The organism is Xanthomonas maliensis (genome assembly GCF_009192945.1).
GTDB classification, from domain to species: domain Bacteria; phylum Pseudomonadota; class Gammaproteobacteria; order Xanthomonadales; family Xanthomonadaceae; genus Xanthomonas; species Xanthomonas maliensis.
Genome location: NZ_NSET01000034.1, coordinates 1 through 11,606 on the forward strand (window position 1 = coordinate 1; position 11,606 = coordinate 11,606).

Consider the following 11,606-nt stretch of genomic DNA (forward strand, 5'->3'; position numbering starts at 1 on the left):
AGCTGGGAGGCATTGGCCTAGCGCACGCCTTCGTGGGCGGCCAGCTTGACCGTGGCATGGGTGCCGGCGGCCTGGCTGAAGGTCTTGCCCAGGGTCTGCAGTTGGGTGAGCAGGGCCACCGGTTGTGCGGCATCGCCGGCCGGGGATGCGTCCTGGTGGGCGTAGCTGCTCAGCCACAGCCCGGACTGCCCGCGTACCGCGCCCCAGGCGTCGGTGCGCAGCTCGAAGCCTTCGCCGCGGAAGCTGCCGCGGTAGTTGTCGGCCTGGTGGATCAGGTGCCCCAGGCTGAGCTGGCTGGCGGCCTGGGTGGTGGCCAGCTGGGTGCGCAGCTGCTGGTCGCTGTCGTCGAACAGCAGCCGGGTATGGCCGCTGCCGCCCCATTCCTTGGATTGCACACCCCACAGCGCGCCGGGATGGCGGTGGTTGTCGTCGCCGGCACCGGCCGCATGCCAGACCGGCGCATGGCCGCCGGCCAGGTTGGCCTGGGCGCTGGGCGTGCTGTCGGCGGCCTGGGCGAACAGGGTGCTGGGTGAGGCGGCGGCGGCCGTCCCTGGCGCGGCATCCATGGCTCCGGATGGACCGGCCCGGCCATCCGTGGCCGGGCGCTCACCGGCGTGGCCCGCATGCGGGCCAGACACGCCGGTTCGCCCACCAGGAGTGGCCGGTACGCCGGCTTCGCCGCGGCCGTTGTACAGCGCGCCCAGCACCACCGGGCGGTCGATGTCGCCTTCCAGGAAGCCGACCAGCACTTCCTGGCCGATGCGCGGCAGAAACTGGCTGCCCACGCCGGGGCCGGCATAGCGCTGCACCACCCGCAGCCAGGTGCTGTCGGTGGCGCCGTTGCTGCCATCGGCGCCGTCCTGGAAGTGGAACTGCACGCGGATGCGGCCTTGCGCGTCGGCATAGACCTCCTGGCTGCCGCCGCCGTCGGCACCGACCACACGCGCGCTCTGGTAGCCCGGGGCGGTGGGACGGGGGTTCAGGCGTGCGCCGGTGGCGTCGGCCAGCACCGGCCGCCACGGCCGGCTGCGCTCCACCGCCTGGAAGGCATTGGCGTAGCCCACCGCTTCGGCCTGCGTCCACACCTGCGGATCGAGGGAGAGCTCGGCCAGCGGCGGGGCCGGCAAGGCCTGTGCGAGCGTGGTGCGCAGGTCCACCGGCAGGTTGTTGACGGCGGCGTGATGGACCTCGGTCAGCAGCAGTTCGCAAATACGACTACATGCTTCCCATCATCCCAAACGCTTGGCCGATGGTCGGTACATTGACTGGCGGCATGGGGGTGGTCAACGGATCGATGCATTCCTGCTGCTTCCAACTGCTTGTCAGCTTGAACACGGAGCGGTAACGCAAATAGCCGTTTGTCGCCAAGACCGGGATATCGAGTTCGGTCCAGGTCTTCATATAAAAGCCGGCGAGCGAATCGTGCGCGTAGTTGTCGAACAAATTGGCCACCACCGGCGCCACGGGTTGTCTGGCAAGCACGACATCGAGCAATTCCTTTGTGCTGGCGGTTGACAAATCCGCAGACTCCATGCGCCTGGGAGGCACCGGACGTGGCCCTTGGCGATTGCTCTGCCACGCAAGGTCCCTCGCCTTGTAATCGGCAAACGACTGTTGATATCCATTGACCGCATCATTTTGTCGACTCAGGTCGGCGACCAATTGACCGAAGTTCTTCTGGGCCTTGGCGAGGTCCACTTGATCTTCCGAGTCGGCACGTAGATAGAAAGGTTGTTTCAACAGGCTGTCGGCGCCCTCCCACAGGCGCATGCCCTTCCACTGCACGTACTGGCGGCAATGCTGCCTGATCTGCTGCATATGGTCGCCGCCTGGCACCCCATGCCCGGCGAGCCAGCCGTTGTAGGCATCGATCAATTGCGGGTGGCAACCAAAATGCTTGGCGAGCGCGGGCTTCTGGCGAATTTCCTCCATCGTCATCAGCGGGACGCCGGCCTTGATGGCCTCGTGATGCATATCGATCAACGGGATCTGGGACAGCTTGGCGGTTCCCTCCGCCTTGCCGTTCACGAAATCCTTGCCCTGTCCGCCGGGGCTATAGCCACCTCCGACGTCCGAGTGCATACCCGGATACAGCACTTCTTTGCCGGAAGCGGCCAAGTCCGCCGGAAAATTGATGCGTTGCTCGTGGAGTGCCGCGAAGTGGACGCATTGCTTCACCTCGGGATGAATGCTCATCATCTCGCCGTGCGCCCAGGCCATCTTGCCCTCGCTGATGCGCGACATCGCCGCCATGCCGACCGATGCCACGGTGTCGAAAATCCCCAGAAAGGTCAGCTGCATCGGCACGCCGGCCAGGTTGTAGCCGCAGCCGCTGCCCCAGGGCTGCACCACTTCGTACAACCAGTGCACGAAGGCACGTGCGGTGGCGGCACCACGCGAAAAGCCGAACACGGCGATATTCAGCGACTTGACCCTGCGCTGATGGCTCTTGACCAACTGCTCCAGCTTGCGGCCATAGGCTTCCAGGTAGGTCCGACGCCTAAATCCTTCTGCGAGCGACACCTGGCTCATCTGGCTGACGATAAACTTGGCCTCATCATTTTCGATTAGATTCGCGCCAGTCAGATAGCGATTTACAGAATTGTAGACTTGGATAATTGCCCAGTTGATCCGGTGCGCTCCATAGAGCGCCGCTGCGCCACCGAGAGTGCTCCCCTCGGTCGAGGTGTCGCCAACTTCGGGGAAAGGAGTTCCGACGCCAGGCATGTAATGGTTGAAGAAGCCGTTATCGGGCTCATCTAGCCTGGCGTCATATAGACGGGCAATATTGCTATGCCCATCCCTGGCGCGTTGCGTTTGCGTGCTGCGCGTCTTGCCTTCGACGAAGGTTCCTTGCCACTTCCAGTTGTTGCCGGTGCCATCGAAGAACATGTTGACGTGGACCTGCCCCTGGCATTCCGACTGCTTGTCGCGCAGGCAGGCCATCGCCTGCGCGCGGCGCTGCGCCTCGGCGGGGGTCAACCTGCGCTGGCCGTCCGCCGGCATCGGTACCGCACCTGTGGGATAACTCGTCATTTCTGGTCTCCTTTCCGTCCATGCCTCCACACCTCGACCGGATCTTCGCCTGGATAGAGCCCCGCTTCCGGGCCCTTGAGGGGATAATCAGCCCCGCCCAATCCCCCCAGCGTCACGAACACCTTGACCTGGCCGTTGCGCAGGAAGTGCACGGAGAACTGGCCAGTCCGCTTGGCATCGTACTTCGGCACCTCGACGACACGCTCCTGGTAGTGCTCGTCGTAGTCGTCGGTCCAACCGACCTTGACGCGCAAGCCCGGTTTCCACGGATCAGGAATGCTGATGCAGCAAGCGAATTTCCCACCGCCACGATGCGCTTGCAAAAACCCCCCTTCATTACCATCCACGGTGAAATGGCCCACATCCTTGTCCGTGTGGTTGTAGCCCACCAGATTGGTACTTACGGTGTTGCCGCCATGACAGGCAGTCATCCAGGTCAGCAGCAGCGCGCCGAGCAGGCCGCGGGCAATGATCGTGATGCATGAAATGGAGCTTGGCGTCATTGGTCGAATGGTCCTTTGGGCGGCACCCCTGGAATCAACTCCGCCTCCTTGCCCTTGAGTGGGTAATCCGGATGCCAGAGCGCATACATGGTGACGAAGACCTTGATCTGGCCGTTACGTAGAAAGTGCACGGCCATGTCGCCGTATTTGTCGTAACGCGGTACCGGCACCCGCCTTTCCTGGTAATGCTCGTCATGGTCATCGGTCTAGCCGACCGTCACCGTCATGCCCGGCTTCCAGGGCTTCGGGATATTGATGCAGCACACGAACTTTCCACCGCCCCTATTTGCCTGCAGAAAGCCGCCCTCGTTGCCGTCCACGGTGAAATGGCCGATATCGCTGTCGGTATGGTTATAGCCCACCAGATTGACGCCCACGGTGCTTTCACCACAGGCGCCGAGGCATGGCAGCAACCCAAGCAATAGCACGATGCCCCAGCTGGTCCAGCGTGTCGCTCTCACAGTGTGCTCCCGAATTGATTGAGACGATCTGTTGCGTCTACTGTCGATGATACGGCGGGTATGACCTCCCAAAGCGGCCTTCCCAATTGCCAGACATCGTCCGGCACTGTGGTGGACCATGCCGCAAATGCCTGCTGGTGCAGGGGTGCGGGCGTCTCCAGCCGTGCCGCGACATAAGGATGGCGGCGAAAGGCATTGGCGGTATAACGCGCCAATAGAAGGTACTGCACGTAATCGTCGATTTTCGATGGTCAGGCTGGCGCAGCTTTCGTTTAGGGCGCCAGCGCTGGAGCGGGCGACACTGGCAGGTCGCACCTATGTCGGTGCTACGAGGCGTCCAGTCATACAAAAAACACCCACGTCACCGAATCCTTAGAACCTGGGCAGCCCGGTTGGAATCAGCTTCTTGATCTGGTCGCCCACGAACTCCTTGCCGGAATCGATCACGCCATCGATCGCGCTGTCGACAGTGGAATTGACGGCATCCCCGACTGCCCGCCTTGCCCGATCCGGCAATTGCTTGATCTGATCGAGCTTCTCGTCCACCGCATCCATGCTTTTCTGAAATGCCGATGCTTCCGCCGATGGCGCTGGCAAGAAGATCGTCCGCCAGCGCAGGAAGCCGAACATGCCATAGGACTCGCGGCCCTCCGCCTCGTCCGGCACCACGCCTCCACTGCTACGCCAGGCCTTGAGGTCTTCCAGATCCTTGCCGGCGACCAGCGGGGGCATCGGGCGGACTTCGGGCGTGGGCTGGAAACTGCCGGGGTTCTGCTGGGCCTTGCGCACCGCATCGCCAATGACCGGTTGCACTTCGCGATTCCAAGCCTGCCAGGCCTTGTCTTGTGCATCGAGCTTGGCCATGCGTTCACGGTACTGACGTTTCCACGCTTCTTCGTTGGCCGCGCCAAAGGGCTTGAACCAGGCGCGCGAGTCGTGCGAATAGTCATCGTGGAGCCGGACGATGCGCGGATCCATCGGCGAGAGATCGTTCCAAGCCGGCTTGACCTCCTTCCACTGCTTCATCTTCTCGCCCCAGAGTGCGGCAACGAAATCGTCGCGCACGGACAAGATGGTCATTCGTCTGAGCACCCTGCCCACAGAGGACTGCGTCGAATACGCGCTATCCTGCTCATCCTGTTGCAGCGCTGCCCATTCCTGACGCAACTCCGCATTAGCCTTGAGCAGATCCGTCACATCCTGCTGCTTGTACTTGGCGGCACGTTTGACGAACGGCTGCTGCGCCATGCCCTCGGGTGTGCTGTCGTCCAGTCGCAGCCGCCGCCAGCGCAGATACAGGGCATAGTGGGCCTGGATCAGGGCGATGCTGTTGCCGGCCTTGATGCCGGCGGTGGCGGCCACATAGCCGTTGAAGGCGTCGATCAGGCCCTTGTCGACCTTGAACGCATCCTTGCTTCGTTGCGCCAGACGCGATGCCGACAGATTCAATGGCACCCCCGCCGCCAGGGCCTCGCGGTACATATGGCAGAGCGCGATCTGCGACAGCTTGGCGCTGTCGTCGATGCTGTCGCCGATGAAGGCCTTGCCCTGTTCGCCCGGCTCGTAGCCGCCGCCCACATCCGAATGCACGCCGGGGTAGACCACTTCCTCGCCGCTGACGCCGGCGGCGGTGTCCAGCGGGAACGAGCCGCGCACCTCGTGGGCCGCCACCAGGTGCACGCAGCGCCGCACGTACGGTGCGATCCTGAGGTCGTGCTCGTCGGCATAGCCGCCATGGCCCTTCCACAACCGCGAGCTGTTGGCCAGGCCCACCGAGGCCACCGTGTCGAAGATCCCCAGCAGGTCCACCTGCACAGGGATACCGCACAGGCGCAGGTCGCCGTTGCCGCCATCGCAGGCGTCCTTGAGCCAACTGGTGAACACGCGAGCTTCGGCGGCGCCGCGCGAAAAGCCGAACACCGAGACCCGGATGCTGCGGACCCGCGGCTTGGGCTGTGCGCGTTGCCACTGTTCCACCCGCTTGCGCAGCTCGGCGCGGCGTTCGGCCAGTACCTTGCGGCGGCCACTGTGATCGGGCGGATTCAGGGCAGTGGCGGTCAGGCTCTGGATGGAGGCAGCCATGCTGATCTGCCGCAGCATCTCGGTCTCGTCGCCGGCGATCTTGCGCAGCTCCATCGAGGGGATATTGATGTCCCGTGCCATGCGACGCACCGTGGCAGGATCGTTCTGGCCCAGCGCTTGCCCGAGATCGATGCGCTCGAAGTAGTAATGCAGGTTATCGATGAACTTGAGCAGGGACCAGCAGATCCGCGCCTCGCCGCCCCAGCCTGCGGCCAGGCCGGCTTTTTGCTGGATGCCCAGGCCCTGGTCGCCCACTTCATCTTTGAACGGTGTACCGACGCCTGCGGCGTAACGGCCCACAAACTGGGGCTTCTCGAAATCGGCCTCAAAAATATCGTAAAGCCGCGCAACATTGCTGTGTGCCTTCTTCGGTTGATCACGCTGGAAGTTGTTGTTGGTTCCGTCGAAGAAGAAGCCCCAGCGCAGATCGATGCAGCAGCTGTCCTGCGGACGATCCAGGCCCGAGGCCAGCAATTCGGCCTGCTGGGCGCGACTCAGCTGCAACGGATTGGCGGGGCACGGCGGCGCAAAAGAGATTTTCATCAGTAATGCCCTTCTCTGGGCGGCTTATCGCTTCGGTACCATTCGGGGCAGCCTGGCTGCCGTTGACAAAATTCACCGGGATTTTGCAATCCATCTGGCGCGTCCTTGTGGCCTGGCCCGACACCGGATGCATACACCTTGACCTTTCGCCCTGGCAGAAAAGCAACCAGCAGATAGCCCGAGTAAATCGTCCCGTACTTCGGCACTTCGACCTCTGCGGTGGTCAACGCATCCTTGTCCTGAGCGTAAAGAAAATCATCCTGCCACTGCACCTTGACCTTGATCCCTGGGTGCCATTTGGCAGGCAGGCCGATGCTGCCGGCAGTTTTTAGGCCGGCCGCGTAGGGCACGACTGCCCCGCCCCAGGTTTCGTTGACATAGAAGATACCAATCGGCACATCCGTGTAATTGAGTCCGTACAGACTCAGGCCGATGGTTTCGGGCTGATCGGCCGTGCCGGCAGCCGACGATCCGCCCGGCTTGCAACTGGCCAAAAGCAGCAACAGGCTGCCGCCCATCACCACGTATCGCAGTGTTGTCGCAAGCAGCGCGCCGACGTGGCGCAAGCCGGATAATTTCTTCATCAGTAATGTCCCTCTCTGGGCGGCTTTCCGCTGTCATACCATTCATCACAACCTGGCTGCTTCAAACAAAACTCGCCAGGGTTCTGGATCCCATCTGGCGCGTCCTTGTGGCCTGGCCCGACACCGGATGCATACACCTTGACCTTTCGCCCTGGCAGAAAAGCAACCAGCAGATAGCCCGAGTAAATCGTCCCGTACTTCGGTACTTCGACCTCTGCGGTGGTCAACGCATCTTTGTCCTGGTCGTACAGCAAGTCATCGCGCCACTGCACCTTGACCTTGATCCCAGGGTGCCATTGGGCAGGCAGGCCGATGCTACCGGCAGTTTTTAGACCGGCTGCGTAGGGCACGACTGCCCCTCCCCAGGTGCCATTGACATAGAAGATACCGATCGGCACATCCGTGTAATTGAGTCCGTACAGACTCAGGCCGATGGTTTCGGGCTGATCGGCCGTGCCGGCAGCCGACGATCCGCCCGGCTTGCAACTGACCAGGAGCAGCAACAGGCCACAGCCAACGAGCACGCGATGTCGCCGGCGCCTCCGCGAAGCGGCGGCGGACTGGATGCAACGCTGGGCAGCGTGGTCACGCATCGGCGGCCGACGCCTCGTCCTGCAACAGGCCGTCCAGCGCCAATGCCGCCAGTATCTCGCGATAGGTATCGGCGGAGACCTGCGGCGAGGCGGGACTTGCCTGCACGACCTGCTGAACGCAGCGGTGCACCGCGGACGGCAAGCCGCGCAGGCTGCCGAAGACGTCCTGGCGCTCGCGCAGGTAGGCCATCACGGTGTCCGGCAGGGCCGCCAGCTGCAGGGCCTGCTGCTGCGCGGACGACAAGGCCACCGGCAGGGCAGCCACGGCGCCCGGGGCGACCGACTGGAGCGGCAGCGCCTGCAGGCTGCCGTCGCGGTCGATATAGCACCAGGCCGCGATGCCGTCGGCCAGCACCGCCCGCTGTTCGGCATGCAGCACCTCCCAGAGCTGGGGCAGACAACGGGTGTCGGCATAGCGCATCACGAAGACCTCCGCATCCACCGTGGCCTCCAGGCGCGATTGCAGATGGGTGCGCAATGCCTGCAGCGGCATCCGCGTCTGCAGCAACGACAGCATCGGGCGGCCGGCGCAGACCCGCAAGACGCCATCCAGCCAGCCGGGTAGCGCCTCAGCGGCGTGCGGCAGCGGAGCAAGCCAGGGCGAAGCTTCGTCCACGCCCTCCCCGGCGTACTTGCCTTCGTACAACAGGCAGCCCTGCAGTTCCCCCAGCACACGCTGCCATTCCGCAGGCGGCACGAAGGCCTTGTCAAGCAAGGCGAACCACTGCTCGCCAGGGGCAGCTTCTTCTGCTAGGCGGCTCTGCAGCGCCTGCCGGGCTGCCTCGCTTGCCGGATCGATCCAGTCGCGTTGCATGCTGCTCACGCGTTCACCGGCGCCAGCGCCTGGCCTTTGCGCATGGCCTGCAGCAGACATTCGACGCAGACCGATGCGGGAAACGCGGGCAACGGATACGGCGCCTGCACCGGCCCCACGAACGACTTCTTGCTGGCATGCACGGCGATATTGCCCGGACAAGCAATCGTGATGTTGCCGCCTTCGATGGTCAGGCTGGCGCCGCCGGCGGTGGCCAGGTGGACGGTCTTTCCGGCGGCCAGTTCCAGTTGGGCGTTGGCGCTGACCAGCTGCAGGCCTTGCTTGGCCTGCACGCGGATGGCATCGCTCTGCGCCTGCAGCTCCAGCGGGCCTTCGCCGGCGACCACGCTCAGGCTGTGGGCCTCGCTCTGGCCGCCTTCGACGGCGGCGGCCAGCAGGCCGATCGCCTGGCCGCTGTGCAGGCGGGCGTTGCCGGCCACGGCGGTCTCGCTGTGCTGGCCGCTGGCCAGGGTCAGCGTCTCGCCCACGCTCCAGCTCAGCGCCTGCCCGGCCACCAGGCCGATGCCGGCCGGCGAGGCCAGGCCCAGCAGGGCGTCGCCGGTGTGCGGCAGGCGGTCCTGGCCGGGGGCGGTGCTGCGCTCGCTGGCCGCGGTGCGGGCGTCGTCGAACGCCGTGCCGGGGACGGCCGTGCTGGCACTGGTGCGCAAGGCGGTCAGCGGGGCCTGGTCGGGCACCAGCTGGGAGGCATTGGCCTGGCGCACGCCTTCGTGGGCGGCCAGCTTGACCGTGGCATGGGTGCCGGCGGCCTGGCTGAAGGTCTTGCCCAGGGTCTGCAGTTGGGTGAGCAGGGCCACCGGTTGCGCGGCGTCGCCGGCCGGGGATGCGTCCTGGTGCGCATAGCTGCTCAGCCACAGCCCGGACTGCCCGCGGACTGCGCCCCAGGCGTCGGTGCGCAGCTCGAAGCCTTCGCCGCGGAAGCTGCCGCGGTAGTTGTCGGCCTGGTGGATCAGGTGCCCCAGGCTGAGCTGGCTGGCCGCCTGGGTGGTGGCCAGCTGGGTGCGCAGTTGCTGGTCGCTGTCGTCGAACAGCAGCCGGGTATGGCCGCTGCCGCCCCATTCCTTGGACTGCACCCCCCACAGTGCGCCGGGATGACGGTGGTTGTCGTCACCCGCGCCGGCCGCATGCCAGACCGGCGCATGGCCACCGGCCAGGTTGGCCTGGGCGCTGGGCGTGCTGTCGGCGGCCTGGGCGTAGATGCCGGTGTCGGTCTCGGCGCTCTTGCCACCAGGAGTGGCCGGCACGCCGGCTTCGCCGCGGCCGTTGTACAGCGCGCCCAGCACCACCGGGCGGTCGATGTCGCCTTCCAGGAAGCCGACCAGCACTTCCTGGCCGATGCGCGGCAGGAACTGGCTGCCCACGCCGGGGCCGGCATAGCGCTGCACCACCCGCAGCCAGGTGCTGTCGCTGGCGCCGCTATCGCCGCCGCCGTCCTGGAAGTGGAACTGCACGCGGATGCGGCCTTGCGCGTCGGCATAGACCTCCTGGCTGCCGCCGCCGTCGGCACCGACCACGCGCGCGCTCTGGTAGCCCGGCGCGGTGGGACGGGGGTTCAGGCGTGCGCCGGTGGCGTCGGCCAGCACCGGCCGCCATGGCCGGCTGCGCTCCACCGCCTGGAAGGCATTGGCGTAGCCCACCGCTTCGGCCTGCGTCCACACCTGCGGATCGAGCGGGAGCTCGGCCAGCGGCGGGGCCGGCAAGGCCTGTGCGAGCGTGGTGCGCAGGTCCACCGGCAGGTTGTTGACAGCGGCGTGCTGGACCTCGGTCAGCAGCAGTTCCGGGGCCTGGCCGGGGAACTGGGTCACCGCGCACCAGGTGCCGGCGGTGAAGCTGCGCACGCTGCCGCGGCCCTGCCAGCCATGCCATTGCGCTTCCTGCGCCTGCGCCATCAGGCCGGCGTAGCGCTCGGCCTCGCTGGCCGAGGCGAAGGCGTATTGGCCGACCGGGTCGTAGACCTCGCGCTGCGACTGGCTGCCGCCGCCGGCCAGCGGCAACTGCGCGCTGGTGGCCTGGCGGCTGCGGTAGCTGTCGCTGAGCACGGTCAGCTGGGTGGCGCCCAGCCGCCGCACCTGGCCCAGCGCCAGCAGGCTGTCGCTGGCCTCGGTGGCATCGCTGCGATGGAAGCGCACCCCGCCGCCGGCGGCAGCGGTGGCGTCCTGCGGCTGCGCGCTGCTGTCGGCAAACAGCACCAGCACGTGCCCGGCCGGCGCCTGCGCATCGTGCTCCAGCCGCCAGCCCAGGCCTTCTTCGGCCAGCAGGCGCTGCACGAAGGCCAGGTCGCTCTCGCGGTACTGCACGCAGTAGCTGCGCGGACGGGCGGCGGCCAGGAAGCCGGACACCTCCTCGCTCCAGCGCCACTGCGCCTGCGGCGCATAGCCGGCGAACACCGCCTCGACGATCTCCATCGGCGTGCGGTCCTGAAATACCCGGCTGTGGCGCCCGCGCGAGAGCCACCAGGTCCAGCCGACCAGGCGCACGCGGTAGCGGGCCAGCCCGCCGTCGCTGCCCAGCAGCGCCGCCTCGTTGATCAGGAAGGCGCGCGCGATCTCGCCGCCATCGGCGCCGCGGGTGATCAGGCTGGCACGCTGGCCCAGCCAGTCCTCCAGCGGCAGCGCGACGTCGGTGCTGAGCACGTCGATCCACAGGTCCACCCCGTCGGACAGGGTGTCGCGGCCTTGCCAGCGCTCCACCACCACCGGGGGCGATTGCGGCAGTTCCAGCCGATGCAGGCGCTGCGCCGCGCTCAGTTGCGCCACGGCGCTCGTCAATGCTGCCAATGCGTCCATCACCGATTCTTCGTCTCATCGCGGGTGCAAGCGGATGCGGCACGCTAGCAGCACTTGCATCGCAGGACTATCGGATTTTCCTGATTTTTCCCTATCTTCGGACCGAAGGTCGCGCCATGACGCAGCATTCACGCACTCGGCGGTCGTTCTCGACGGCCCTTCGGGCGCTGGCCGCCGATTCGCGCG

General features: G+C 65.8%; 7 protein-coding genes and 3 pseudogenes. All 10 read right to left on the bottom strand.

Annotated features, from left to right (window positions below):
• Window positions 1-23 precede the first annotated feature (23 nt).
• Window positions 24-521 (bottom strand): annotated as a pseudogene (locus CKY51_RS22970) (type VI secretion system Vgr family protein); the annotation flags it as partial.
• A gap of 126 nt (window positions 522-647) precedes the next feature.
• Window positions 648-1,205, bottom strand: a pseudogene (locus CKY51_RS22975) (phage baseplate assembly protein V); the annotation flags it as partial.
• Between the two features lie 10 nt (window positions 1,206-1,215).
• Window positions 1,216-3,036, bottom strand: a complete 1,821-nt coding sequence (locus CKY51_RS11315; RefSeq protein ID WP_211904889.1) for a T6SS phospholipase effector Tle1-like catalytic domain-containing protein — start codon at window positions 3,034-3,036, stop codon at window positions 1,216-1,218.
• Window positions 3,033-3,539 (bottom strand): DUF3304 domain-containing protein, encoded by a 507-nt coding sequence (locus tag CKY51_RS11320; protein WP_152249236.1) that lies wholly within the window; start codon window positions 3,537-3,539, stop codon window positions 3,033-3,035. Before CKY51_RS11320 ends, CKY51_RS11315 begins: the two co-directional genes overlap by 4 nt.
• A pseudogene (locus CKY51_RS11325) lies at window positions 3,536-4,120 on the bottom strand (DUF3304 domain-containing protein). The gene CKY51_RS11320 and the pseudogene CKY51_RS11325 overlap by 4 nt, the downstream one beginning before the upstream one ends.
• Window positions 4,121-4,372: 252 nt before the next feature.
• A complete protein-coding gene (locus CKY51_RS11330; RefSeq protein ID WP_152249237.1) occupies window positions 4,373-6,625 on the bottom strand; it encodes a T6SS phospholipase effector Tle1-like catalytic domain-containing protein in 2,253 nt (750 codons plus the stop codon).
• Window positions 6,625-7,143, bottom strand: a complete 519-nt coding sequence (locus CKY51_RS11335; RefSeq protein ID WP_244952534.1) for a DUF3304 domain-containing protein — start codon at window positions 7,141-7,143, stop codon at window positions 6,625-6,627. The genes CKY51_RS11330 and CKY51_RS11335 overlap by 1 nt, the downstream gene beginning before the upstream one ends.
• A 65-nt stretch (window positions 7,144-7,208) precedes the next feature.
• Window positions 7,209-7,802, bottom strand: a complete 594-nt coding sequence (locus CKY51_RS11340) for a DUF3304 domain-containing protein (RefSeq protein ID WP_152249239.1) — start codon at window positions 7,800-7,802, stop codon at window positions 7,209-7,211.
• Window positions 7,795-8,616: a DUF4123 domain-containing protein gene (locus CKY51_RS11345; RefSeq protein WP_031339774.1), complete on the bottom strand. Its 822-nt coding sequence runs from the start codon at window positions 8,614-8,616 to the stop codon at window positions 7,795-7,797. The genes CKY51_RS11340 and CKY51_RS11345 overlap by 8 nt, the downstream gene beginning before the upstream one ends.
• A 5-nt stretch (window positions 8,617-8,621) precedes the next feature.
• Window positions 8,622-11,420: a type VI secretion system Vgr family protein gene (locus CKY51_RS11350; RefSeq protein ID WP_152249241.1), complete on the bottom strand. Its 2,799-nt coding sequence runs from the start codon at window positions 11,418-11,420 to the stop codon at window positions 8,622-8,624.
• Window positions 11,421-11,606: the final 186 nt, after the last annotated feature.

What these genes read in the sequence shown, in the direction of transcription:
- CKY51_RS11315 (WP_211904889.1), bottom strand. Translation starts at nt 3,036, where the DNA reads ATGACGAGTTATCCCACAGGTGCGGTACCGATGCCGGCGGACGGCCAG.
- CKY51_RS11320 (WP_152249236.1), bottom strand. Translation starts at nt 3,539, where the DNA reads ATGACGCCAAGCTCCATTTCATGCATCACGATCATTGCCCGCGGCCTG.
- CKY51_RS11330 (WP_152249237.1), bottom strand. Translation starts at nt 6,625, where the DNA reads ATGAAAATCTCTTTTGCGCCGCCGTGCCCCGCCAATCCGTTGCAGCTG.
- CKY51_RS11335 (WP_244952534.1), bottom strand. Translation starts at nt 7,143, where the DNA reads ATGGGCGGCAGCCTGTTGCTGCTTTTGGCCAGTTGCAAGCCGGGCGGA.
- CKY51_RS11340 (WP_152249239.1), bottom strand. Translation starts at nt 7,802, where the DNA reads ATGCGTGACCACGCTGCCCAGCGTTGCATCCAGTCCGCCGCCGCTTCG.
- CKY51_RS11345 (WP_031339774.1), bottom strand. Translation starts at nt 8,616, where the DNA reads ATGCAACGCGACTGGATCGATCCGGCAAGCGAGGCAGCCCGGCAGGCG.
- CKY51_RS11350 (WP_152249241.1), bottom strand. Translation starts at nt 11,420, where the DNA reads ATGGACGCATTGGCAGCATTGACGAGCGCCGTGGCGCAACTGAGCGCG.